The sequence below is a fragment of the Aeromicrobium sp. Leaf350 genome (genome assembly GCF_916858655.1).
Lineage (GTDB): Bacteria > Actinomycetota > Actinomycetes > Propionibacteriales > Nocardioidaceae > Aeromicrobium.
On the sequence record NZ_CAKASL010000003.1, the window covers coordinates 364816 to 389065 of the forward strand.

Here is a 24250-nt window from a genome sequence, read left to right on the forward strand (position 1 = left end):
CGTGTCCACCCCTGCGCGCGTCTCGCTGTCGACGTCGTCGGTGTACCCCGGCTCCACGGCCAGCGCGTTCGAGGCCGCCGCGCGCATCGGGTACGACGGCGTGGAGATCATGGTCGGCACCGACGAGGTCAGCGCCGACATCGAGGCGGTCACCCGGCTCTCGGAGTTCCACGAGATCCCGGTCGTCTCGGTGCACGCGCCCACCCTGCTGCTGACCCAGCGGGTCTGGGGCATCGAGCCGTGGGGCAAGCTGCACCGCGCCGCCGACATGGCTCACGCGGTCGGCTGCGACACGATCGTCGTGCACCCGCCGTTCCGCTGGCAGCGCGAGTACGCCGCCGACTTCGTGCAGGGCATCGCCGACCTCGAGGCCGAGCACGGCATCACCTACGCGGTCGAGAACATGTATCCGTGGCGCACCGGTCGCCGCGAGTTCCAGGCCTACGCGCCCGACTGGGACCCGGTGGGACAGGACTACGCCCACGTCACGGTCGACCTGTCCCACAGCGGCACCGCGAAGCAGGACCCGGTCCAGATGGTGCGCGACCTGGGCGACCGGCTGGCGCACGTCCACATCGCCGACAGCAAGGGCAGCGCCAAGGACGAGCACATGATCCCGGGCCGCGGCAGCCAGCCCTGCGCGGAGTTCCTCGCCGAGGTGGTCAAGAGCGGCTACACCGGCGAGGTCGTCGTCGAGATCAACACCCGCAAGGCGCTCGACGCCCGCACCCGCGAGGACGGCCTGATCGAGGCCCTCGACTTCTGCCGACGTCACCTGAAGGCCTGATGGTCACGACCGAGCAGCTGCTCGCCTTCGGCCTGGCGGCGTTCGTGCTCATCGCGATCCCGGGCCCCAGCGTCGTCTTCGTGATCGGTCGCGCCCTGGTCTACGGCCGCGCCGTCGCGCTGGCGACCGTCCTCGGCAACTCGCTGGGGCTGCTCGTCATCATCACCGCGGTCTCGCTGGGGCTGGGCGTCGTGGTGGCCGAGTCGATCCTGGTGTTCACCGTGATCAAGCTCGTCGGCGCGGCCTACCTGGTCTGGCTGGGCGTGCAGGCCCTGCGGCACCGCGCGGACTTCACCGCCGTGACGGTCGGACAGGAACGCACCCTGCCGATCGGGCGCGCGGTCCGCCAGGGATTCGTCGTTGGCATCACCAACCCGAAGGCGTTCATGATCTTCGGCGCCGTCCTGCCGCAGTTCCTGGACCGCAGCGCCGGGCACCTGCCGGTACAGATGCTCCTGCTGGGGCTCCTGGGGTTCGTGATCGGACTCGCCTCCGACGGGCTCTGGGCGCTGATCGCCAGCCGACTGCGTGACTGGTTCGCCCGGTCCCCGCGGCGCGGCCGGGCCGTCGGCACGGTCGGCGGGGTCTCGATGGTGGGCCTGGGCGTGAGCCTCGCGGTCACGAACCACCGCTGACTCAGGCGGGATCGTCCGGAGCGGACCGCGCGAGCCGTTCGGACAGCACGGTGCTCGTGAGCAGCTGGAGCTGGTGGTAGATCATCAGCGGCAGCACGACCAGGGCCGCCGTGGACCCAGGGAACAGCACCGCGACCATCGGTAGTCCGCTCGCGAGGCTCTTCGTGGAGCCGCAGAACAGCAGCGCCACGCGATCGGGGCGCGAGAACCGCAGCCAGCGTCCGAGCAGCGCCGTCCAGCCGAAGGCCAGCGCGAGCAGCACGGCGCAGATCCCGGCGACGACGGCGAACGAGGAGACCGGCACCGCGGTCCAGATGCCGGCCTCCGTGCCCTCGCTGAAGGCGACGTAGACCACCAGCAGGATCGTGCTGCGGTCGAACGGCTTCAGCCAGGGGTCGTTGCGCTCGACCCAGCGGCCGATGAGGGGCCGCAGCAGCTGGCCCGCCAGGAACGGCGCCAGCAGCTGACCCACGATCCGCAGCACCGAGCTGCCGTCGACCTGGGTGTCGGCACCCATCAGCAGCGCCACGTACAGCGGCACGAGGAAGACTCCGAGCAGGTTCGACATCGACGCGCTCACGACCGCGGCGGCGCTGTTGCCGTGCGCGATGCGGGTGTAGACGACGCAGCCCTGGATCGTCGAGGGCACGAGGCAGAGCAGGAGGACGCCGGCCGCGAGACCGTCCGGCAGCACGGCGTCGGGCAGCAGGCGGACGCCGAGGCCGACGAGCGGGAAGACGACGAACGTCGTCACGAGGATCGCGAGCTGGAGGCGCCAGTGCCGCAGGTTGCGCACCGTCTCGGCCGTCGACAGGCGCGCGCCGTACAGGAAGAACAGCAGACCGATCGTGACCATCGCCGCGATCTTGATCGCCTGGAGGCCGTCGCCCGTCGCCGGGAGGAACCCGCCGAGCCCCGCCGCGGCCAGGAGCACCACGAGGAACGGGTCGATGCGCACCCGCCGACACTACGTGGGCCACACGGTGGTCCGCGGGCAGGTGCCCGCCCGATGCGGTGCGACGAAGGAGCCTCGAAGGGGGCACCGTCACCACGGGGCGGGCGTCCTAGGGTGGAGGTCATGACGACGATCGCGTTCCTCGGTGCCGGTGTCATGGGCGAGACGATCCTCGCCGCGATCCTCCGGGCGGGGCAGTCGCCGGCCGACGTCCGCGTCGCGGAGAAGAGCCCCGAGCGTGCCGCGTCGCTGGAGCAGACCCACGGGGTCGTCGTGACCGAGGCGCGTGCGGCCGTCGAGGGTGCTGACGTGGTGGTCGTCGCGGTCAAGCCGCAGGACGTGCCGGCCGTGCTGGCCGACGTGGCCGACGCCGTGTCGCCCGCGGCCACGGTGGTCTCGATCGCCGCCGGGGTCCGCACCTCCACCTTCGAGGCGGCCCTGCCTGTCGGCACCGCGGTCGTGCGGGCGATGCCGAACACGCCGGCGCTCGTGGGCGAGGGCATGTTCGGTGTCTCGGCCGGCTCCAGCTGCACCGACGAGCAGGTGCAGGCGGTCGCCTCCCTGCTCGGCACGGCCGGTCGGGTGGTGGTGGTCGACGAGTCGATGCAGGACGCGGTCACCGCGGTCTCCGGATCCGGGCCGGCGTACGTGTTCTACCTCGTCGAGCAGATGATCGCCGGGGGAGTGGAGGCCGGCCTCGACCCCGAGACCGCGCGCACCCTCGCGACCCAGACCCTGGTCGGCGCGGCGACCCTCCTCGATCGCTCGGGCGACGAGCCGTCCGAGCTGCGCCGTCGCGTGACGTCTCCGGGTGGCACGACCGCCGCAGCGATCTCGACCTTCGACGACACCGGCGTCGCCGCGGGCCTGCGGGCCGGTGTCGTGGCCGCCGCGCGCCGCTCGTCGGAGCTGTCCGGCTGACGCCGCCCGGCAGGGGCGTGACCGCCCCGGGCACCCCTGGGGACTACGCTCGAGAGGTGGGTCACAGTCCTCGCCCCGTCGTCGTGTTCGACGACGCCGTCTCGTCGTATGACTTCGGTCCGACGCATCCCATGGCGCCCGTACGGGTCGAGCTCACCCTGGAGCTCGCCGGCAGTCTCGGCGTGCTCGACCACTTCGACCGGGTCGGCGCCGCATCGGCGACCGACGACGAGCTGGCCGCGATCCACTCGGCGAGCTACATCGAACGCGTCCAGAAGCTCAGCGCCCACCCGATCCACGTCGACATCGAGGCCGGGCTCGGCAACGACGACAACCCGGTCTTCGCCGGCATGCACGAGGTCAGCGCCCTGATCGCCGGCGCCAGCGTCGAGGCGGCCCGTCGGGTCTGGACCGGCCAGGCGCCGCGGGCGGCCAACGTCGCCGGCGGCCTGCACCACGCGATGCCCGACCGGGCCAGCGGCTTCTGCATCTACAACGACGTCGCCCTGGCGATCCAGTGGCTCCTGGACAACGGCGCCGAGCGCGTCGCCTACGTCGACATCGACGCCCACCACGGCGACGGCGTGCAGACGATGTTCTGGAACGACCCCCGCGTGCTCACGATCTCGATCCACGAGGGCCCGCAGACGCTGTTCCCCGGCACGGGCTTCGCCACCGAGACGGGCGGGCCCGAGGCCCCCGGCTCGGCGGTCAACGTCCCGCTGCCGCCCGGCACGTCCGACGCCGGCTGGTTCCGCGCCTTCCACGCCGTGGTGCCGCAGATCCTGCGCGAGTTCCAGCCGCAGATCATGGTCACGCAGCACGGCTGCGACTCCCACATGGACGACCCGCTGACCAACCTGATGCTCAGCGTCGACGGCCAGCGCGAGTCCTACCTCGCCCTCCGCGGGCTCGCCGAGGAGCTCTGCGACGGCAAGTGGGTCGTCACCGGTGGCGGCGGCTACGCCGTCTCCGAGGTCGTGCCCCGCGCCTGGACCCACCTGCTCGGCATCGTGGCCGACCATCCGATCGACCCCGCGACGCCGACGCCGGCGGAGTGGCAGTCGTTCGTGCAGCACCGGCGCGGCGTGCTCGCGCCGACCCGCATGGGCGACGGACGCACGCCGTCGTACCGGCCCTGGGAGAACGGCTTCGACCCGGCGAGCTGGCTCGACCGGCAGATCAACGCCGCACGCCAGGCCACGTTCCCCGCGTTCGGCATCGACCCGCTCTACTGACCCGGTCGGCCGACCCGGTCTGGTCACCAGCGGGGCTGCTGGGGCTCGGGGTTCCTGAGGGTCTGCTGAGACGATTTGCGGCAACCCCTGTACGCCCGGGAGTCGGGTCCACTACGCTCCCATCAAGCACGCGCGCTGCCTCTCCGGTGGGGAAGCCGGAGAGCGCGCGTGCCCTAGGTGCGAAAGGGGAATGCAGATGGCGTCCGCTGGCGAGTTCCTGACGATTGCCGAAGTGGCCGCTCAGATGCGTGTCTCCAAGATGACGGTCTACCGCCTGGTGCACGGTGGCGAGCTCGAGGCGGTCCGTGTCGGCCGCTCGTTCCGCGTCACGCAGCAGGCCGTCGATGCCTTCATCGACAAGTCCTTCTACCAGGCCGGCTGAGACCGCTCTTTCGCGTCCTGTCCACAGGCCTGGCACGGCCGCCAGGTCTCACGCCGCTTGGCGATGTGTGATGGGCTCGACGTTGCGGGTACTCTGAGCCGTCATCTCAATCAATCAGTACTGGGGATTTTCGTGGGTTCTGTCATCAAGAAGCGTCGCAAGCGGATGTCGAAGAAGAAGCACCGCAAGATGCTGAAGCGCACGCGCGTCCAGCGTCGCAAGCTCGGTAAGTAGTCCGGGCCGACGCCATGGGCAAGGTCGTTCTCGTCACGGGCGTGTCGGACTCGTTCGCCACGCTGGTGGCGCGGAACCTTGCCGACGAGCCCTCGATCGACAAGGTCGTCGGCGTCGACACGGTGCTGCCCGACGGCGACCTCACGGGCGTCAAGTTCGTGCGGGCCGACATCCGCACCCCCGTGATCGGCAAGGTCATCGCGGTCGAGGACGTCGACACCGTGGTGCACCTCGACCTGAGCCCGCAGGTGCGGGGCCGTGGTGGCGGCAAGGAGCTCAACGTCATCGGGACGATGCAGCTGCTCGCCGCGTGCCAGCGCTCCGCCGTCGTCTCCAAGCTCGTGCTGGGCTCGTCGACCGCGGTCTACGGCTCCTCCTCGCGCGACCCCGCACTGTTCCGTGAGTCCACGAGCGCCCGCGGCGGCATCCGCTCGGGCTTCCCGAAGGACATCGTCGAGGTCGAGGCGTACGTGCGGGGCTTCGCCCGCCGACGCCCCGAGGTCCTGATCACGACCCTGCGCCCCGCGCACCTGCTCGACGCCGACCACTACTCCCCGCTCGGCCAGTACTTCCGCAGCGCGCTGCTGCCTGCTGCGCTGGGCTTCGACCCGCGCCTGCAGTTCGTGCACGTGCAGGACCTCCTGGAGATCTTCGTGGAGTCCGTGCGCAAGGACCGACCGGGCACCTTCAACGTGGCCGGCGACGGCGTCGTGCTGCTGACCCAGGTGGCCCGGCGGCTCGGCCGTCCGGTCGTGCCGGTTCCGCCGTTCGGCTTCGCCAGCGGCGCGCGCCGCGTGCTGCGCTCGGTCGGGTCCGACATCTCGCCCGACCTGCACCGCCTGCTGATGTACGGCCGGGCGGTCGACACCTCCGCCCTGCGTGACATCTTCGGCTTCGAACCGACCTACTCGACCGAGCAGGTCGTGGAGCAGTTCCGCGCCGCGATCCGTCCTGGTGTGCTGTCCGGCCTGGGAGGCTCTTGATGTCCGAGGACACGCGCAAGAACATCGGGGCCCGCTCGGCCAAGCCCGGGGCCGGCCGCACGTCGCCGTCCACGGCGGCCCGCTCGCTCGCGGGCGGATCCGCTCCGCGCAAGCCCCCCACGAAGGCCAAGCCGAAGGCACCAGCGGACGAGCCGACGAAGACGCCCGCGGCGAAGGCGGCCCCGAAGGCCGACGCGAAGAAGGCCGCTCCCAAGAAGTCGGCAGCCAAGCCCGCGGCGAAGAAGTCCGCCGGCGCCAAGGAGTCCGCGCGACCGACGGCCAGCGCCTCGGCGCGCAGCACGGCCACGGGCCGGCGGCTCCGAGCGGTCACCGACGACGACGCGGCCCGCGCGGCCGCTGAGGCGGCCGAGGAGGCGCAGCGTCGCACCCGGTCGGCCGGTGCGACCCCGGCTGCCGCCGGCATCCCGGTCGACGAGATCTTCGCGGCCGTCGTGCAGGCTGCCCAGCGCGTGCTCGGCTCCGACTGGGAGGCGCGGCTCGCGACCCTCCTGGCGACCGTGCGTCGTCGCCTCAACGGTGAGTACGCGGTCGACGACTTCGGTTTCGACCCGCAGATCACCGAGGTGCTGATCGGTGCCGTCGAGCCCCTCGCGGAGAAGTGGTTCCGCCTCGAGGTGCGTGGCATCGAGAACATCCCCACCGACGGCGGCGCGCTGCTCGTGGCCAACCACTCCGGCACCGTGCCCATCGATGGCGTCATCACGGGCTACGCGGTCAAGAAGTACGCCAACCGCAACTTGCGCCCGCTGGGTGCCGACCTGGTGTTCGCGCTGCCGTTCGTCAGCCAGATGGCACGCAAGCTCGGCGCCACGCTCGCCTGCACCGAGGACGCCGAGCGCCTCCTCAGCAGCGGCGAGCTCGCCGGCGTCTGGCCCGAGGGCTTCAAGGGCATCGGCAAGCCGTATGCCGAGCGCTACAAGCTGCAGCGCTTCGGCCGCGGCGGCTTCGTGTCGTCCGCGATGCGCGCCCAGGTGCCGATCGTCCCGGTCTCGATCGTCGGCGCCGAGGAGATCTACCCCCTCATCGGCAACGTGCCGTCGCTCGCGCGTCTGCTGGGTGTGCCCTACCTGCCGATCACGCCGTTCTTCCCGCTGCTCGGTCCGCTGGGCCTCATCCCGCTGCCGAGCAAGTGGATCATCGAGTTCGGCGAGCCGATCCGCACCGATGCCTACGACCCCGAGGCGGCCGACGACCCGATGCTGCTGTTCAACGTCACCGACCAGGTGCGCGAGACGATCCAGCAGACCCTATACAAGCTCCTCGTCGATCGCGGCAGCGCCTTCTTCTGAGGGTCGGCTCCGCCCCTCATCCGACGGCTTGACGACGGAGGTCGGGGGATCGTGGTCGCCCCAGCGACCACGATCCCTGGGCCTTGGTCGCGAGGACGTCAAGGTCAGGGCGTAGCGGTCGTCGGAGCAGCCACAATCCCCCGAACTTCGTCGTGAGGGACCGGGAATGATGCTTTTCGGTCGCCAGGGCACCCCGAAAGCATCATCGCGAGCGGCGACCCCGCTGCTGGTCCATGCCGAACGACACCTGGCTCACCGCCGACGGCAGCCGCGCTCACAGCCGCTCGCGGGAGCGGGACTGCCTACTTGTTCGTGCCGAGGAGGTTGCCGAGCAGCGTCGGCACGAGGCCGTTCTCGCCGAGGAGACCCTGCACGAGCGGCGTGACGACCGGGATCTGCGGCGGTGCCGTGGCGGCCGGCGCGGGGGTCGGCAGCGTGGGCAGCGTGAGCACCGGGGTCTTGGTCGGCGTGGGTGCCGGCGCGGCGGACGACGGAGCCGAGGTGGGCGCGGCCGGGGCTGCGCTGGGCGCCGCCGGGGCGGCCGCCGGCGCGCTGCTGGCCGGGCTGGCGATCGTCGCGAGGTCGGGCAGCGACACGCTGCTGCACTCGACGCACAGGACGCTGGCCTGCGTGGCGATCTCGCGGACGGTGTCCATCGCGAGGTCGAGCGGGTCGGACGCCTCGGCCGGGAAGAGGTCGGCCATGTCGGTCAGGATCGAGGCCGACTCGGCCGCGAACTCGTTGACGGACTCGACCTGGGCGGCCGTGCCATCGCTCTCGTACGCGGTGAAGAGGTCGGCGGTGCCGGCATCGGCCTGCGACCGGAAGTCGGCCAGCGCGGTCGCCGAGCGCTCGAGGTCGCCCTCGTCGGCCAGGTGCTCGGCCTCGGCGAGACGCTCGCGGGCCTGGTCGAGCTGGAACTGGCCGCGCGACTCGTCGGAGCGGTGCAGCGCGAGCTCGACCGACTCGACGCTGCGCTTGACGCCGTAGAGCATGTCGCCCGGCACGGCCTGCGCGCTCGAGGCGATGATGCCGACGCCGCCGACCGCGATGACGGCAGCGGCGCTCAGGCGGGCGAAGCGGCGGCGGACGCCGACGGTGCGCGGGACGTGGGCGGCCGGACGGGCCGTGGCCGTGAGCACCTCGGGGGCCTCGGCCATGAGGCGCTCACGCAGCGAGGCGCGGAAGTCGTCGGAGGGGACGACCGTCGCAGCCGTGGCGCAGACGGCCTCGGCGTGACGGACGAGCTCGAGGACAGCCGTGTCGACCGTGCCCGGACGCGCGGCTCCGCGCAGGGCAGCGTCGAAGGCCTCGGCCTCGTGCTTGTGGGTCGTCATGAGTCCCGCCTCGTCGACAAAAGGTCTTCACTGGTGCGAACGACCATGAGACGGGCGGAGTTACGGATCGTGACGCGAAAAGGACTGGCCAATGTCATCGGACGTCCTCCGAGATGTTCTTCGCGAGCCGGCGGACCGCGCGCAGCTGCAGCTGCTTGACGGCTCCCTCGCTGCGGCCGAGAGCGGCGGCGGTCTGCGCGATCGAGAGTCCCTGCATGAAGCGCATGAGGATGCAGTCGCGCTGCTCCTCCGGGAGCGCGTTGACGGCGGTCAGCAGCATCTCGTTCGAGACGAGGCTCAGGACCTCGTCCTCGGGGGTGGGCGGACTCGAGCGGGTCTCGGGCACGGAGTCCGAGACGATCTCTAGCCGGGAGCGGCTCGACTTGAAGTGGTCGGTGATGAGGTTGCGCGCGATCGTGGTCAGCCAGGCGCCGAAGTCCTTGCCCTGCCAGCTGAAACGGCTGATCGCCCGCAGGCCGCGCACGAACGTCTCGCTCGTGAGGTCCTCGGCGAGAGGAGCGGATCCGACGCGGTAGTAGATGAACCGGTAGATGCCGTTGACGTAGTGGTCGTACAGCTGGCCGAAGGCCTCGGAGTCGCCCTGGACCGCGAGGTCGACCAGCGCGCGCAGGCGCTGGGCCTCGGGGTCGAGCTGCGAGTCGGGCTCGGAGCCGCCGCTCGAGGCGGGGCCGGACGGCGTCGTGACGTGCGCCAGGGCCGTCAGGAGCGAGGGGTCGTCGGCGTGCGCGCCGGCCAAGGCCAACGCGATGCGCAGATCTCCCAGAAACTCCCGCATGATCCCTCCCAGATCATCGGAAGTCTAACCCGCAAAAGGACTTTCGCCCAGGGATTCCGGAAAAGGGCCCGGGACCTCACCGACGCAGGCGTCGGGCGACCTGCCAGCCGGCCACGGCGAGACCGGCGACGCCCGCGCTGCGCGCCCCGGCGAGGGCCACGCGGCGCCCCGTGCGGTAGTCGCGGATCTCCCAGTCGTTCGCCTTCGCGTGCGCCCGCAGGGTCGTGTCGGGGTTGACCGCACACGGATGTCCCACGAGCGAGAGCATCGGAAGGTCGTTGCTGGAGTCGGAGTACGCCGAGCAGCGGGCGAGGTCGAGCCGCTCGCGCTCCGCGATGGCCCGGACGGCCACGGCCTTGCCCTCGCCGTGGAGCATCTCGCCGACGAGCTCGCCCGTGTAGATGCCGTCGACGTGCTCGGCGACCGTGCCGAGGGCGCCCGTCAGTCCGAGTCGCCGGGCGATGACCTGGGCGATCTCGACGGGGGCCGCGGTCACGAGCCAGACGCGCTGGCCGCGGTCGAGGTGCGTCTGGGCGATGGCCCGGGTGCCCGGCCAGATCTTGTGCGCCATGTGCTCGTCGAAGATCTCCTCACCGATCTCCTCGAGCTCGGCGACGCTGTGCCCGGCGATGAACGACAGGGCCGACGACCGCGCCTTGGCGATGTGCTCGGGGTCCTCGATGCCGGAGACGCGGAAGTACGCCTGCTGCCAGACGGCGCCGGCGAGGTCGCGGGCCGAGAAGAAGTCGCGGCGGTAGAGGCCGCGGGCGAGGTGGAAGATCGAGGCGCCCTGCATGATCGTGTTGTCGACGTCGAAGAACGCCGCCGCGGTCGCGTCGGTGCGCGGTGCCAGGGCCATCTCGACCTCGGCGGCCGCTGCGGCCGCCTGGCCGGCGAGGACCGATCGCGACTTCAGGTTGCGCCGGCGGTCCGACGGCGAGACGGGCCGAGGAGCTGACGGCGGGCGACTCATGTCGCGAGGCTACCGCGCGTCCGAGGGCGGGGGTCGAGGTTCGTCTCCGGGGTGGGTGCTTGGTGTGGAAGAGTTGTCACCGTGACCGTGAACGTCAGCGAGATCCTTGCCGTCGCTGCGCGTCGCGACCCGCAGGGCACGGCCCTGGTCGAGCGTCGCGAGGAGCGTCGCGCCGTCACGTGGTCCGAGCTGGACGCCGCGGCCACCGCCGTGTCGCGGGGACTCAGCGCGCGCGGCCTGCGAGCCGGCCACCGGGTGGGGCTCGTGATGGCCAACCGCATCGACCTGGTCATCGCCTACTTCGCCGTGCTGCGCGGCGGCATGGTCGCGGTGCCGATCAATCCTCGCTCCACACCGCGCGAGGTCGAGCGCATGCTCGCCGACTCCGGGGCCCGGGTCGTGCTGGCCGACGGCACCGCGGTCGACGCGGTGCGCGCGGCCGCCGGCGCGATCGACCACCTCACGGTCGTCGTCGACGGACCCGCGCCCGAGGGTGCGGAGGTCGCGTTCGCCGACTTCCTCGACGCCGCGGTCCAGGCCGAGCCGGCTGCGCCAGCCGACCCGGAGTCGCTCGCCGTCATCCTCTACACCTCCGGCACCAGCGGCCGCCCGCGCGGCGTGATGCTGTCGCACCGTGCCTTGCTGGCCAACATCGAGCAGGTCGCGACCCTCGACGTCGTGGGTGCCGACGACGTGTGCCTCGGACTCCTGCCGATGTTCCACATCTACGGGCTCAACTGCGTGCTCGGGCAGGCCGTTCACCAGGGCTCCCCGCTCGTGCTGGTCGACGGGTTCGACCCCGACGGACTGCTCGACCTGATCGGCTCGGAGGGCATCACCTACCTGCCCGTCGCGCCGCCGGTCGTCGCCGCGTGGTCCGGACGCCCCGACCTGCGCGAGAAGCTGGCCTCGGTGCGGGTCGTGGTCTCGGGCGCGTCCGCCCTCGACCCCGATCTCGCGCGTGACTTCCGCGAGTCCTCGGGGCACGTCATCGAGCAGGGCTACGGCCTGACCGAGGCGTCCCCCGTCATCGCGGTCACGATCGGCGCCACCCGAGGCCCGGACGGTGAGCCGAAGGCGCACTCCGTCGGAGCCCTGCTCCCCGGCATCGACATCCGCGTGGTCGAGACGGTCGACGGCCGCGAGGCCGCTCCCGGCGACCCGGCGGAGATCTGGGTCCGCGGCGCCAACCTGCTCACGGGCTACTGGCCCGACGGGGCCGACGGTCCCGATGCCGACGGCTGGTACCCCACGGGCGACGTCGGCCTGCTCGACGCCGACGGCGACCTCACGCTCGTCGACCGCCTGCGCGAGCTCGTCATCGTCTCGGGCTTCAACGTCTACCCCAGCGAGGTCGAGGACGTCATCGCCGAGGCGCCGGGCGTCGCCCAGGTCGCCGTGGTCGGTCTGCCCCACGAGGAGACCGGCGAGCAGGTCATCGCCTTCGTGGTCCCGCTCGCGGGCACCGACCAGGACGAGGTCCGCGCGGCGGTCGAGGCGGCCTGCCGCACCCGGCTGGCGCGGTTCAAGCAGCCCACCACGATCGAGGTCGTCGAGGGTCTGCCGTACTCGGCCACGGGCAAGGTCGCGAAGGGCCGCCTGCGGGCGCTGGCCCGCGGCACCGCCCTCGGTCTGCGATGACGGGCCTGCGATGACCGACGGCGTGGCGCCCGAGGTCCTCGCGTCGGCGCGGGTCGTGGTGCTCTCGCGGGAGGGGTGTCACCTCTGCGAGGCGGCCGAGCGGACCATCGCCGAGGTCGCCGCCGAGACCGGCGACACCTGGATCCGGGTCGACGTCGACGGCGATCCCGCCCTGGCCTCGCGCTGGTCCGACGAGGTGCCGGTGACGTTCGTCGACGGACGCCAGCACGACTTCTGGCGGGTCGACCCGGAGCGCCTGCGGCGGGCCCTCGCGAGCTGACGCGGCAGCGTCACGCGTGACGATTTGGTGAACGAGGAAACCGGATCGTAGACTGTGCAGGCGCCGCAGGCCTGTCCCGACAGGGAAATCCCGAGGTCGCGCGGTGCAGGAGCACTGTGACAATTCTGCCCTACTGCCCCCGTGAGGGCGCAGGCACCCTGGTGGTGACCGCATGAGCGTTCTCGTCCTGGGGATGTCCCACCGCACGGCACCCATCGAGGTGCTCGAGCGCGCGTCCCTCGACACCGACGACGGCGTGAAGCTGTCGCACAAGGTGCTCGAGTCGCCGCACATCACCGAGTCCGTCGTGATCTCGACCTGCAACCGCGTCGAGGTCTACGTCGAGGCCGAGCGCTTCCACGGCGCCATCGAGGAGCTGTCCCGGCTGTTCGCCGAGCACGCGCGCCTCGGGCGTGAGGAGCTCGTTCACCACCTCTACGTGCACTACGACGACGCCGCCGTGGCGCACCTGTTCTCGGTCGCCTCCGGCCTGGACTCGATGATCCTGGGCGAGAGCCAGATCCTCGGCCAGGTCCGCCAGTCGCTGCAGTCGGCCCAGGCCGAGTCGACGGTCGGTCCGGCGCTCAACGCGCTGTTCCAGCAGGCGCTGCGCATCGGCAAGCGCGGCCACGCCGAGACCGGCATCGACCGTCTCGCCCCGTCGATCGTCACGGCTGCGCTCGACGCGGTCGGCGACACGACCCCCGAGACGCGGTACCTGGTGGCGGGCGCCGGCACGATGGCCAGCCTGGCGGTCCGCACCCTGATGGACCGCGGCATCGCCCCCGAGCGGGTCATGGTCACCAACCGCACCTACCAGCGCGCCTACGAGCTCGTCGCCACGTTCGGCGTCGGGGCCGTGCGCTGGGAGGCGCTCGACGTCGAGCTGCAGGCAGCGGACGTCCTCATCAGCTGCACGGGTGCCACGGGCGTCGTCTTCGACCGTGAGCGCATCGAGCTCGCCACCGCGGACGGCCGACCCATGACCGTGGTCGACCTGGCCCTGCCGCGCGACATCGCCGCGGAGGCCGCGTCGCTGCCGAACGTGACCCACATCGACATGCAGGTCCTGGCCGACCGGGCCGCCGACTCCGAGGTCGTCGCCGACGTCGCCGCGGTGCGCTCGATCGTCGACGGCGAGGTCGGCACGTTCCTGGCCGCCAAGTCGGCCTCCCGCGTGACCCCCACCGTCGTGGCGCTGCGGGGCATGGCCACCGAGATCGTGCAGGCCGAGACCGACCGGCTCGAGGCGCGCCTCGGCGACCTCACCGACGCCCAGCGGGCCGAGGTCCGTCAGGCCCTGCGCCGCGTGTCCGACAAGCTGCTCCACCAGCCCACGGTGCGCGTGCAGCAGCTCGCCGACGGCCCGAACGGCCTGACCTACGCCGACGCGCTGGCCGACCTGTTCGCGCTCGACCCGGCCGCGGTCGACCGCGTCTCGGCCGCGAAGGAGGGCTCATGAGCACCTCCGCGCCCCGGGCCCTGCGCCTCGGCACCCGGGCCAGCGAGCTGGCCCGCACCCAGTCGGGCCACGTCGCCGCGCGCCTGACCGAGCTGACCGGGCGCGAGGTCGAGCTCGTGACCATCAGCACCGAGGGCGACCGCTCCTCGGCGCCGCTCGACCAGATCGGCGGCACCGGCGTGTTCGTCGCCGCGCTCCGCGAGGCCCTCGTCGCCGACCAGGTCGACTTCGCGGTCCACTCGTTGAAGGACCTGCCCACGGCCGACGACCCGCGACTCGTGCTGGCGGCCGTGCCGCCCCGCGAGGACGTGCGCGACGCCCTGGTGGCGCGCGACGACCTCACGCTCGGCGAGCTGCCCGTCGGCTCGACGATCGGCACCGGATCGCCGCGCCGCGCCGCGCAGATCAACGCGCTCGGCCTCGGGGTCGAGATCGTCCCGATCCGCGGCAACGTCGACACCCGGCTCGGCAAGGTCCGCACCGGCGAGGTCGACGCCGTGGTGCTCGCCCGCGCCGGGCTCGTGCGGCTCGGCCGTGCCGACGAGGCCACCGAGGTGCTCGACCCGATCCAGGTGCTGCCCGCCCCCGGGCAGGGCGCCCTGGCCGTCGAGTGCCGCGCCGACGCCCCTGATCTCATCGCGCTGCTGGCGGTGCTCGACGACGTCGACACCCGAGCAGCCGTCACGGCCGAGCGCACGCTGCTCGCCACGCTGGAGGCCGGTTGCAGCGCACCGGTCGGAGCCCTCGCCGAGGTCGCCTGGGGCGACGACGGTGACGAGCTCTGGCTGCGCGCGGTCGTCACCGATCCCTCCGGAAGTCCGTCCATCCGCCTGTCCGCGATCGGCGTCCCCACCGACGCCGCCGCGCTCGGACATCGTCTCGCCACCGAGATGCTGGCCGAGGGAGCCGACCAGATCATGGCGCCCGTCGCCTCCTGATCCCCGACCCCGACCCGACCCGACGCAGGCACCGTCGCTCGACACCGTCTGCACCAGAAGGAAGAACCCTGTGACCATGACCACCGCGACGCCGGACCCCACGACGTCCGCGCCGACGAGCACCGCGTCCGCCCGTGCCAGCAAGCCGGGCAAGAAGCTCGGTCGCGTCAGCTTCGTCGGCGCCGGTCCCGGCGACGCCAGCCTGCTGACCGTGCGAGCCGCCGAGCTCCTCGCCCAGGCCGACGTCGTCATCACCGAGCTGCCGGAGCAGGACGCCCTGGTCCTCAACGGTGCCGAGATCGTCGACGGAGGCGTCGGTGAGGACGGCGAGACCCTCACGCACGCCGCCCGCGCCCGCCTCGTCGTGCGGCACGCCAAGACGGGTGCGCACGTCGTGCGCCTCATCAGCGGCGACCCGTTCACGTACGCCACGGCGCCCGAGGAGGCCGCCGCCTGCGCGAAGGCCGGCATCGAGTTCGAGGTCGTCCCCGGCATCTCGTCGGTGCAGGCCGTGCCCGCCTACGCCGGCGTGCCGCTGACGAACCGTCAGCACCGCGAGTTCCGCGTCATCAGCGTCGGCGACACCACGGTGTCGTGGTCCGAGCTGGGCGGCGACGACACGCTCGTGCTGCTCTCGGCCGTCGCGCGCATGGCAGAGGCCGCGGACGGCCTCATCGCCGCCGGACGCTCGCCGCAGACCCCGGTCGCGATGACCCGCGTCGGCACCACGACCGACCAGGTCACGATCGTCTCGACGCTCGAGGGCATCGCCGCCGACGCGAAGGCTGCCGGCATGACGTCGCCGGCCATCACGGTCGTCGGCGAGGTCGTGCACATGCGCGACGCGCTGTCGTGGTTCGAGACGAAGCCGCTCTACGGCTGGCGCATCCTGGTGCCCCGCACCAAGGAGCAGTCGGCCAGCCTGGCCGCGCGCCTTCGCGGCTACGGCGCGGTGTCGGAGGAGGTGCCGACCATCTCGGTCGAACCGCCCCGCAACCCGCAGCAGATGGACAAGGCTGTGCGCGGCCTGGTCGAGGGTCGCTACGAGTGGGTCGCCTTCACCAGCGTCAACGCGGTCAAGGCCGTGCGCGAGAAGTTCGAGGAGTACGGGCTCGACGCCCGCGCGTTCTCCGGGCTCAAGATCGCCGCGGTCGGCGAGAAGACCGCCGAGGCCATCGCGACCTGGGGCATCCGTCCCGACCTCGTGCCCACGGGCGAGCAGAGCGCCCGCGGTCTGGTCGAGGACTGGCCGCCGTACGACGAGTCGCTCGACCCGATCAACCGGGTCTTCCTGCCGCGGGCCGACATCGCGACCGAGACCCTCGTGGCCGGTCTGATCGACCTGGGCTGGGAGGTCGACGACGTCACCGCCTACCGCACCGTCCGGGCGGCCCCGCCGCCGGCGCCGACGCGCGACGCGATCAAGACCGGCAAGTTCGACTCGGTCCTGTTCACGTCGAGCTCGACGGTCCGCAACCTCGTGGGCATCGCGGGCAAGCCGCACCCGTCGACGATCATCGCGTGCATCGGTCCGGCCACGGCCAAGACGGCCGAGGAGCACGGGCTGCGCGTCGACGTGATGGCGGAGTCGCCCTCCGTCGAGGTGCTCGCCGACGCGCTCGCCGCGTTCGGCGCGGCCCGTCGCGTGGCGTTCCTGGAGGCGGGCGAGCCCGTCACCAAGCCGTCGCAGCGCCGCCCGTCGAGCCGGCGCAAGGCCTGACAGAGGTTTCAGAGGGGTCGCGGTCGCTTCGGCGGCCGCGACCCCTCGGTCGTTCCCGGGGGTGACCGAAGAGCGGCATGGACCAGACAGCGGTGGCGTCGGCCTGCGTCCAGCGTGCAGGTCGACGGAGGTCGGGGGTTTGTGGTCGTCCTAGGGGCCATGTCCCCCGGACCTTGGTCAAGCGGCGACGGAGATCCCGGGGTCGTGGTCGTCCGAACGACCGCAAGCCCCCGAGTTTCGTCGTCGGGGGCGGTCAGGATGACCAGAGGCGGACCCGGCCGCCCCGTCCGTGCGCTCTTGACGGATGCCACCTGAGAACCTGGGTCGACGGTGGTCAGGACGACCACGACCCCCCGAGCTCCGTCGTCGGACTACCCTCGATCTCATGACGAACCTGCCGCACCGTCCGCGTCGCCTGCGATCGTCCGCGGCCACGCGTCGGATCGTCCGCGAGACGCACACCGCGGCGTCCCAGCTCGTGCTGCCGATGTTCGTGGCCGAGGGGATCGACGAGCCGCGACCGATCTCGAGCATGCCCGGCGTCGTGCAGCACACCCGCGACTCGGCCAAGAAGGCGTACCGCGAGGCGGCCGAGCTGGGCCTCGGCGGCGTGATGCTGTTCGGCGTGCCCGAGCACAAGGACGCCACCGGCTCCGGAGCCCTCGATCCGCAGGGCATCCTCAACCTGGCCATCGCCGACGCGCGGGCCGAGGTCGGTGACGACCTGCTGGTCATGAGCGACCTGTGCCTCGACGAGTTCACCGACCACGGCCACTGCGGCGTGCTGGACGACCGCGGGCGGGTCGACAACGACGCCACCCTGGCGGTCTACGCGCGCATGGGCGTCGCCCAGGCCGAGGCCGGGGCCCACTGGGTCGGCCCCAGCGGCATGATGGACGGCCAGGTCGGCGTCATCCGGGCCGCGCTCGACGCGGCGGGCCACGACGACGTCGCGATCATCGCCTACACCGCGAAGTACGCCTCGGCCTTCTACGGCCCGTTCCGCGAGGCCGTCGACTCCTCGCTCCAGGGCGACCGTCGCACCTACCAGCAGGACCCGGCCAACGCCCGCGAGGCGCTGCGCGAGCTCGACCTCGACCTCGCCGAGGGCGCCGACGTCGTCATGGTGAAGCCGGCTCTCGGCTACCTCGACCTGGTCGCCAAGGTGCGCGAGCGCACCGACGTCCCGGTCGCCGCCTACAACGTCTCGGGCGAGTACGCGATGGTCGAGGCTGCCGCGGCCCAGGGCTGGATCGACCGCGACCGCGCGATCGAGGAGACCGTCACGTCGATCCGCCGCGCCGGCGCCGACATCGTGCTGACCTACTGGGCCGCCGAGCTCGCCAGCCGCCTGCGCTGACGCCGGGAGCCGCCCAGGTCGGGGACCCGGGGGAGCCGCCCGGACCACAGCACGCCACCCACCACGAGCAGGCCGCCGACGACGGCCAGTCCGGCCGGCCGCTCGTCGAGCACGAGCGCGGCGCTGAGCATGCCCACGACCGGCACGAGCATCGAGAACGGGGCGACGACCCCCGCGGGGTGGCGCTTCATGAGCCAGACCCAGATGCCGGACCCCACGATCGTGCCGAGCACCACGGTGTAGACCAGGCCGATCCAGGCCGGCACGGCGTCGAGCGTGGCCGCGGTGGCGAAGGAGTCAGCGATCTGCGTCGGGCCCTCCACCACGAGCGAGAGCGCCAGCATGGGCAGTGGCGGCACGACCGTCATCCAGAGGATGAGGTGCAGCGGTCGCTCCGGGGCGGCGAGGCGGGTCGAGAGGTTGCCGAACGCCCAGCCGAGCGCCCCCAGCACCACGAGCGCGAACGGCCACCACCCGCCGGACCCGCCGCGTGAGACGCCCACGAGGGCGAGGCCGGCGACGGCGACGGCGATGCCCGCGACGCGGCGGGCCGACAGCGTCTCCCGCAGGAGCACGGCGCCGAGCACGACGGTGAAGGGTGCGGAGGCCTGGAGCACCAGTGACGCGAGGCCGGTCGGGAAGCCGGCGGCCATCCCGAGGTAGAGCCCGAGGAACTGCACGATGCCGAACCCGATCCCGTAGCCGAGCAGCCATCGGGTCGGCACGTCGGGCCGGGGCACGAACAGCAGCGTCGGGACGGCGAGGAGGGCGAAGCGGAACGCGACGAGGAAGATCGGCGGGAACTGCTCGAGGGAGGCGTGGATCGCGAGGAAGTTGACGCCCCAGAGGACGGCGACCAGGCACGCGAGGGCGAGGTGGCGGGCAGGCACGTGGCGAGTCTGCGCGATCGATCCGTGAAGGACTAGCGAATAGTTGTGCAGGGAGTCATTAGGCTGCCTACATGGACGTCCGTCACCTCGAGCTCCTGCGGGAGCTCGGCGAGCGGGGCACGCTCGCCGCCGTCGCCGCCGCCACCCACCGCACCCCGTCGGCGGTCTCCCAGCAGCTGCGCACGGCGGAGCGCGAGATGGGCGTCGCCCTCGTCGAGCCGCACTCGCGCGGCGTGCGGCTGACCGGCGCCGGTCAGATCCTCGCCGAGGGGGCCGGCGACGTCAGTGCGGCGATCGCGCGGGTGCAGGCGCGGCTCGACGCGAGCCTCGGCGAGCCGCGCGGTGCGGTCACGATCGGCACGCTGCCGAGCGCGGGGGAGGCCCTGCTGCCCGGCCTCGTCGACCGCTTGCAGGGCTCGGCGATCCAGCTGCTGGTCGACGACTTCGACCTGGCCGAGGCCGACTTCGCGACGCGGGCCAACGACGTGGACATCGTGATCGCCCACAGCCTGGCGGGCGACGTGCCGCAGGGAGCGGACGGCCTGGTCAGCACGCCGCTGGTGCGGGAGCCGATCGACGTGGCCCTGGCGAGCGACCACCCGCTCGCCGCGCATGACCGGCTGGCGCCGGAGGACCTCGTCGGCTCGACCTGGATCGGCGTCCCCGTGGGCTATCCCTTCGACTCGATCCTGACGGCGATGGAGAACCGCACCGGGGCCTCGCTGGAGCGCCGGCTCCGCCTGCGCGACAACCACCTCGTCGAGGCACTCGTCGCCTCCGGCGTCGGCCTGGCCCTGCTGCCGAGGTTCACGACCCGGCCCCGCCCGGGTGTGGTGCTGCGTCCGTTGGAGGAGGTGAGGGCGGTGCGCAGCATCGTGGCGCTCAGCCGACCGGACCGCGCGGCGCGGCTCGCCGTCCGGACGGTCGTCGACCAGCTGCTGCTCGCCGGTCGCACGCTCGAGGCACGTTGAGGCGCACGGCTGCGGACGATCGGGAAAAAACTTTCGCCGGCGATGTCGAGAACGGCCTGACGGTTCCGTCCCCGGTGTGAACGCGACCAGAATGGGTCGGACACACCGAGGAGAACATCATGGCGAAGTACCTGCTGCTCAAGCACTACCGCGGCGCCCCGGCGGCCCGCAACGACGTGCGCATGGACCAGTGGACGCCCGAGGAGATCTCGGACCACATCCAGTACATGAACGACTTCGCGGCTCGGCTCGAGGGCACCGGCGAGTTCGTCGACGGCCAGGCGCTGGCCCCCGAGGGCCTCTGGGTCCAGCACGACGGCCCGGGCAAGCCGCCGGTCACCGACGGCCCGTTCGCCGAGACGAAGGACCTCATCGCCGGCTGGATGATCATCGACGTCGACAGCCAGGAGCGCGCGATCGAGCTGGCCGGCGAGCTCTCGGCCGCCCCGGGTGCCGGTGGTGAGCCGATCCACGAGTGGCTCGAGGTCCGACCCTTCCTGGCGCATCCCGAGACCGTCACGGAGTGACCCCGGTCGTGGACCCGCACGGGTCGTTCGACCCGGCCGTGCTGCGGCGCCTGACGCCCAGCGTGCTCGGCATCCTCGTCCGCCGCGGAGCCGACTTCGCGGCGGCCGAGGACGCTGTGCAGGACGCTCTGGTCGAGGCGGTCCGCGCGTGGCCGGAGGACCCGCCCCGCGACCCGAAGGCCTGGCTCGTGACGGTGGCGTGGCGGCGGTTCCTGGACGCCACGCGGTCGGAGGTGGCTCGGCGTCGTCGTGAGGACCTGGTCGAGGCCGAGCCGGACCCGGGCCGGGCCGCGGCGACCGACGACACCCTGCAGCTCTACTTCCTGTGCGCGCACCCGTCGCTCAGCACGTCCTCGGCGATCGCCTTGACGCTGCGCGCCGTCGGTGGCCTCACGACCCGGCAGATCGCCGAGGCGTACCTGGTGCCCGAGGCGACCATGGCGCAGCGCATCTCCCGGGCGAAGAAGACGGTGGCCGACGTGCGCCTCGACCGGGCGGGCGACGTCGGCACCGTGCTGCGCGTGCTCTACCTGGTCTTCAACGAGGGGTACTCCGGCGACCTCGACCTCGCGGCCGAGGCGATCAGCCTGACCCGCCAGCTCGCGTCGACGATCGACCACCCGGAGGTCGATGGCCTGCTGGCCCTCATGCTGCTGCACCACGCCCGCCGGCCCGCGCGCACGGCGCCGGACGGCAGCCTGGTGCCGCTGGCCGAGCAGGACAGGAGCAGGTGGGACACCCGGGCGATCACCGAGGGGGTCGACCTGCTGCAGGGCGCGCTGTCGCGGGACCGCCTGGGGGAGTACCAGGCGCAGGCCGCCATCGCCGCCCTGCACGCCGACGCCCCTTCGACGACCGAGACCGACTGGGTGCAGGTCGTCGAGTGGTACGACGAGCTGCTGCGCCTGACGGACAGCCCGGTGGTCAGGCTCAACCGCGCGGTCGCCGTGGGTGAGGCGGACGGCGCCCGAGCCGGCCTCGCAGCGCTGGCCGAGGTGGAGGAGGGCCTGCCGCGGCGCGTGGCCGTGGAGGCGCACCTGCGCGAGCGCGACGGTGACCCGGGGAGGGCCGCCGTGCTCTACGCCGCTGCCGCGGAGCAGGCCACGAGCTCGGCCGAGCGTGACCACCTGGTGCGGCAGGCGGCTCGCCTGAACGCCCGCGACCGCTGAACGACGAAGGCCCTGCCGGTCACCCGGCAGGGCCTTCGTCGTGAGCCGTCGAGTGCTAGCCCAGCAGGTCGGTGATGCAGGTCAGCAGGCCGACCACGTTGAGCTCGGTGAGACCCGTCGCCAGGCACCTGGTCTTGGCGTCCAGCCAGCTCATCGTGTTGCCGAGCGGTGCGGCGGGCGCGGTGGAGCCGGGCACGGGCTGGCCGGTCAGGTCGTTGACGAGGCCGGTCACGAGACCGCTCGTGCTGCCCGATCCGGTGGCGCCACCCGGCGACGTCGGGGTGGACGTGCCACCGCCACCGCCCGGGGTGCTGGTGCCGCCGCCACCGGGGTTGGTGGTCGTGCCGCCGCCCGGGGGCGGGGTGGTCGCGGCGACCTCGTCGTTGGCCGCGGCCTGACGCTGGTCGGAGGTGATCGACTGGTCCGAGCTGCGCTGCACCAGCGGGCTCGAGGAGGTCAGGTTGTTGGGCGACTGCGTGAAGTTGCCCTGCGCGTACGCCTGCGAGATCGCGATGACCGTGTCGGCGTAGGAGTCGGAGCGGTTGTAGCGCAGCACGGCCGAGCGGAGGTCGGCCTCGTTGCTGAGGTCGCCCGGCCCGGCGCACAGGTAGATGCCCGCGGAGGTCGCCGCGTCATTGATGTTCTGCGGGTTCTTGACGCCGTCGTTGTCGGCGTCGACGCCGACGGCCTTCCAGGTGCCCGGGATGAACTGCATCGGCCCGACCGCACGGTCGAAGACCGCGTCCTGGTCGAGCGTGCCGCTGTCGGTGTCGTTGATCTTGGCGGTGTTGTTGCTGCCGTTGAGCTGCGGGCCGAAGATGCCGGGCGTCGCGGTGCCGCGACCGTCGAGCTGGTTGCCACCCGTGCGGCCGTGGTTGGACTCGACGCGACCGATCGCCGCGACGAGGTTCCAGGGCAGGCGGCACGTGGCGTCGGCCTGCGCCAGCAGGGTCTCGGCCCGCTTGTAGGCCGAGAGCGCGGCGTTCGGGATGCCGTCGGTCGACAATGTGGCGACGGTGCCCTCGGTGCCGGCGCGGGGGTCGATGCCCGCGGGGGCCTCCTGGACGCTGGCGGGGTCGTCGAACGCGGTGCTCGGGACGGAGGGGACGTCAGCGGGGTCGGTGCCGTCGGTCGCGGAGGCGAGTCCGGAGTTGGCCAGAGCCACACCCCACGCGCCCACGAGCACGGCCATCGGCACCAGCGCGCCGGCCTTCTGCCACCGGGTCAACTTTCCTGCCCGCATCGAATTCCCTCCGGTCCTGCGACCTCGGCCCTCGAGATCCCCCCGCTCGCATGGTAACCGGAGGTTACGGTCCGGCGCCATGCGAGCGGCATCGGTACAACGAACCTGTGTGACCTGGGTTACGGCTCACGCCTGACCGGAGCCCGCCCCCAGGGTGCCTTCAGGATGGACTGGGAGACTGACGCCGTGTCTGACGTGATCCGTTCCCAGGAGCTGTTCCAGCGTGCCCTCGCCGTCTCGCCGGGTGGGGTCAACTCCCCCGTGCGGGCCTTCCGTGCCGTGGGTGGTGCGCCGCGCTTCATGCGCTCCGGCTCGGGTGCCTGGCTGACCGACGTCGACGGCAACACCTACGTCGACCTGGTGGGCTCGTGGGGGCCGATGCTCCTGGGCCACGCGCACCCGGAGGTCCTGGCGGCCGTGGCCGACGCCGTCTCCCGGGGCACCTCGTTCGGCACGCCGAGCGAGCCCGAGGTCGCCCTCGCGGAGGAGATCGTCGCGCGCACCCCGGTCGAGAGCGTCCGCCTGGTGTCGTCGGGCACCGAGGCGACGATGTCGGCGATCCGCCTCGCCCGCGGCGCGACGGGTCGCGACACGATCGTGAAGTTCGCCGGCTGCTACCACGGCCACGTCGACGCGCTGCTGGCCGAGGCCGGCTCGGGCGTCGTGACCCTGGGCATCCCCGGCACCCCCGGGGTGCCGGCGCACGTCGCCGCCGACACGGTCGTGCTGCCCTACAACGACCGCGACGCCGTGACGGCGGCCTTCGCCGAGCTGGGCGACCGCATCGCGTGCGTGATCACCGAGGCGGCCCCGGGCAACATGGGAGTCGTGCCGCCCGAGCCCGGGTTCAACGCCTTCCTGGCCGCCACCTGCCGGCAGAACGGCGCCCTGCTCATCAGCGACGAGGTCATGACCGGCTTCCGCGCCAGCCGCCACGGCCAGTGGGGCCTGGACGGCGCCGTCGAGGGCTGGGCCCCCGACCTCATGACCTTCGGCAAGGTCATGGGCGGCGGCTTCCCCGCCGCGGCGTTCGGCGGGCGCGCCGAGCTCATGAACCTGCTCGCGCCGGCCGGACCCGTCTACCAGGCCGGCACGCTCTCGGGGAACCCCGTCGCGACCACCGCCGGCCTCACGACCCTGCGGCTTGCGACGGCCGACGTGTACCGGCACCTGCTCGACGTCTCCGACCGCCTCCAGGCCGCCGTCGGCGAGGCCCTCTCGGCCGCGGGGGTGCGGCACGCCGTCCAGCGCACCGGGACGATGTTCAGCGTGTTCTGGGGCGTCGACGAGGTCCGTGACTTCGCCGGTGCCCAGGCGCAGGAGACCTGGCGCTACCCGGCCTTCTTCCACGCGATGCTCGACGCGGGCGTGTACCTGCCGCCGAGCGCCTTCGAGGCCTGGTTCGTCTCGGCCGCTCACGACGAGGAAGCCTTCTCTAGAATCGTCGAGGCACTGCCCGCCGCCGCGCGGGCTGCTGCGGCTGCCCAGCCGGTCTGAC

At 72.4% G+C, this 24250-nt stretch carries 24 protein-coding genes; 18 read left to right on the forward strand and 6 right to left on the reverse strand.

All coding sequences use genetic code 11. The features are described from left to right. Position 1: 1 nt before the first annotated feature. The gene (locus LO931_RS15365; RefSeq protein ID WP_229054722.1) at positions 2-787 is read left to right on the forward strand and encodes a sugar phosphate isomerase/epimerase; all 786 of its coding nucleotides are present in this window, start codon (positions 2-4) and stop codon (positions 785-787) included. Then, the gene (locus LO931_RS15370; RefSeq protein ID WP_229054723.1) at positions 787-1422 is read left to right on the forward strand and encodes a LysE family translocator; all 636 of its coding nucleotides are present in this window, start codon (positions 787-789) and stop codon (positions 1420-1422) included. The genes LO931_RS15365 and LO931_RS15370 overlap by 1 nt, the downstream gene beginning before the upstream one ends. Before the next feature lies 1 nt (position 1423). On the opposite strand, the gene LO931_RS15375 is transcribed toward LO931_RS15370, so the two are convergent. After that, positions 1424-2380, reverse strand: coding sequence for a bile acid:sodium symporter family protein (locus tag LO931_RS15375; protein ID WP_229054724.1), 957 nt, complete (start codon positions 2378-2380; stop codon positions 1424-1426). Between the two features lie 120 nt (positions 2381-2500). Between LO931_RS15375 and proC the strand changes: the two genes are divergently transcribed. The 6 genes from proC to LO931_RS15405 all read left to right on the forward strand — a co-directional run bounded on the left by proC (position 2501) and on the right by LO931_RS15405 (position 7445). Continuing rightward, positions 2501-3298, forward strand: a complete 798-nt coding sequence (gene proC, locus LO931_RS15380; protein WP_229054725.1) for a pyrroline-5-carboxylate reductase — start codon at positions 2501-2503, stop codon at positions 3296-3298. 56 nt (positions 3299-3354) lie between these two features. After that, a complete protein-coding gene (locus tag LO931_RS15385; RefSeq protein ID WP_229054726.1) occupies positions 3355-4536 on the forward strand; it encodes an acetoin utilization protein AcuC in 1182 nt (393 codons plus the stop codon). A gap of 196 nt (positions 4537-4732) precedes the next feature. Continuing rightward, positions 4733-4918 (forward strand): helix-turn-helix domain-containing protein, encoded by a 186-nt coding sequence (locus tag LO931_RS15390; protein WP_370636145.1) that lies wholly within the window; start codon positions 4733-4735, stop codon positions 4916-4918. Positions 4919-5050: 132 nt separating this feature from the next. Then, positions 5051-5152, forward strand: a complete 102-nt coding sequence (locus LO931_RS15395) for a 30S ribosomal protein bS22 (protein WP_012359487.1) — start codon at positions 5051-5053, stop codon at positions 5150-5152. Positions 5153-5166: 14 nt separating this feature from the next. After that, the gene (locus tag LO931_RS15400) at positions 5167-6135 is read left to right on the forward strand and encodes an NAD-dependent epimerase/dehydratase family protein (protein ID WP_229054728.1); all 969 of its coding nucleotides are present in this window, start codon (positions 5167-5169) and stop codon (positions 6133-6135) included. Then, positions 6135-7445 carry a lysophospholipid acyltransferase family protein gene (locus tag LO931_RS15405; protein WP_229054729.1) on the forward strand — a complete coding sequence of 437 codons (1311 nt, stop codon included), beginning with the start codon at positions 6135-6137 and terminating at the stop codon, positions 7443-7445. The genes LO931_RS15400 and LO931_RS15405 overlap by 1 nt, the downstream gene beginning before the upstream one ends. Before the next feature lie 302 nt (positions 7446-7747). Here the strand turns inward: LO931_RS15405 and LO931_RS15410 are convergent, their stop codons facing one another. The 3 genes from LO931_RS15410 to LO931_RS15420 form a co-directional block, all read right to left on the reverse strand. After that, positions 7748-8782, reverse strand: a complete 1035-nt coding sequence (locus LO931_RS15410) for a DUF5667 domain-containing protein (protein WP_229054730.1) — start codon at positions 8780-8782, stop codon at positions 7748-7750. Between the two features lie 94 nt (positions 8783-8876). Then, positions 8877-9578, reverse strand: coding sequence for a sigma-70 family RNA polymerase sigma factor (locus tag LO931_RS15415; RefSeq protein WP_229054731.1), 702 nt, complete (start codon positions 9576-9578; stop codon positions 8877-8879). A 76-nt stretch (positions 9579-9654) separates the two neighbouring features. After that, on the reverse strand, positions 9655-10551 hold the full coding sequence (locus LO931_RS15420; RefSeq protein ID WP_229054732.1) for an HAD family phosphatase: 897 nt from the start codon (positions 10549-10551) through the stop codon (positions 9655-9657). 81 nt (positions 10552-10632) lie between these two features. On the opposite strand from LO931_RS15420, the gene LO931_RS15425 reads away from it, so the two are divergent. The 6 genes from LO931_RS15425 to hemB all read left to right on the forward strand — a co-directional run bounded on the left by LO931_RS15425 (position 10633) and on the right by hemB (position 17952). Continuing rightward, the gene (locus tag LO931_RS15425) at positions 10633-12192 is read left to right on the forward strand and encodes a class I adenylate-forming enzyme family protein (protein ID WP_229054733.1); all 1560 of its coding nucleotides are present in this window, start codon (positions 10633-10635) and stop codon (positions 12190-12192) included. A gap of 10 nt (positions 12193-12202) precedes the next feature. Further along, positions 12203-12472, forward strand: a complete 270-nt coding sequence (locus tag LO931_RS15430; protein ID WP_229054734.1) for a glutaredoxin family protein — start codon at positions 12203-12205, stop codon at positions 12470-12472. Between the two features lie 172 nt (positions 12473-12644). Beyond that, complete coding sequence (locus LO931_RS15435; protein ID WP_229054735.1) at positions 12645-13934, forward strand: glutamyl-tRNA reductase; 1290 nt, start codon at positions 12645-12647, stop codon at positions 13932-13934. Further along, positions 13931-14872, forward strand: coding sequence for a hydroxymethylbilane synthase (hemC, locus tag LO931_RS15440; protein WP_229054736.1), 942 nt, complete (start codon positions 13931-13933; stop codon positions 14870-14872). The genes LO931_RS15435 and hemC overlap by 4 nt, the downstream gene beginning before the upstream one ends. A 70-nt stretch (positions 14873-14942) precedes the next feature. Then, positions 14943-16592: a uroporphyrinogen-III synthase gene (locus tag LO931_RS15445; protein WP_370636146.1), complete on the forward strand. Its 1650-nt coding sequence runs from the start codon at positions 14943-14945 to the stop codon at positions 16590-16592. A gap of 385 nt (positions 16593-16977) precedes the next feature. Beyond that, entirely contained in the window at positions 16978-17952 is a 975-nt protein-coding gene (gene hemB, locus LO931_RS15450) for a porphobilinogen synthase (RefSeq protein WP_229054738.1), read from the forward strand. Here hemB and LO931_RS15455 read toward each other — a convergent pair. Next, the gene (locus LO931_RS15455) at positions 17916-18842 is read right to left on the reverse strand and encodes an EamA family transporter (protein WP_229054739.1); all 927 of its coding nucleotides are present in this window, start codon (positions 18840-18842) and stop codon (positions 17916-17918) included. The two genes, hemB and LO931_RS15455, sit on opposite strands and share 37 nt — an antisense overlap. Positions 18843-18913: 71 nt before the next feature. On the opposite strand from LO931_RS15455, the gene LO931_RS15460 reads away from it, so the two are divergent. The 3 genes from LO931_RS15460 to LO931_RS15470 all read left to right on the forward strand — a co-directional run bounded on the left by LO931_RS15460 (position 18914) and on the right by LO931_RS15470 (position 21509). Further along, on the forward strand, positions 18914-19813 hold the full coding sequence (locus LO931_RS15460; protein WP_229054740.1) for a LysR family transcriptional regulator: 900 nt from the start codon (positions 18914-18916) through the stop codon (positions 19811-19813). Between the two features lie 119 nt (positions 19814-19932). After that, complete coding sequence (locus LO931_RS15465) at positions 19933-20340, forward strand: YciI family protein (protein ID WP_229054741.1); 408 nt, start codon at positions 19933-19935, stop codon at positions 20338-20340. Further along, positions 20337-21509 (forward strand): RNA polymerase sigma factor, encoded by a 1173-nt coding sequence (locus tag LO931_RS15470; RefSeq protein WP_229054742.1) that lies wholly within the window; start codon positions 20337-20339, stop codon positions 21507-21509. The genes LO931_RS15465 and LO931_RS15470 overlap by 4 nt, the downstream gene beginning before the upstream one ends. 55 nt (positions 21510-21564) lie before the next feature. Here the strand turns inward: LO931_RS15470 and LO931_RS15475 are convergent, their stop codons facing one another. Continuing rightward, a complete protein-coding gene (locus LO931_RS15475; protein ID WP_229054743.1) occupies positions 21565-22752 on the reverse strand; it encodes a lytic transglycosylase domain-containing protein in 1188 nt (395 codons plus the stop codon). Between the two features lie 165 nt (positions 22753-22917). Here LO931_RS15475 and hemL point away from each other — a divergent pair, with 165 nt between their 5' ends. Next, positions 22918-24249, forward strand: coding sequence for a glutamate-1-semialdehyde 2,1-aminomutase (hemL, locus tag LO931_RS15480; RefSeq protein ID WP_370636147.1), 1332 nt, complete (start codon positions 22918-22920; stop codon positions 24247-24249). The last annotated feature ends 1 nt before the right edge of the window (position 24250 follow it).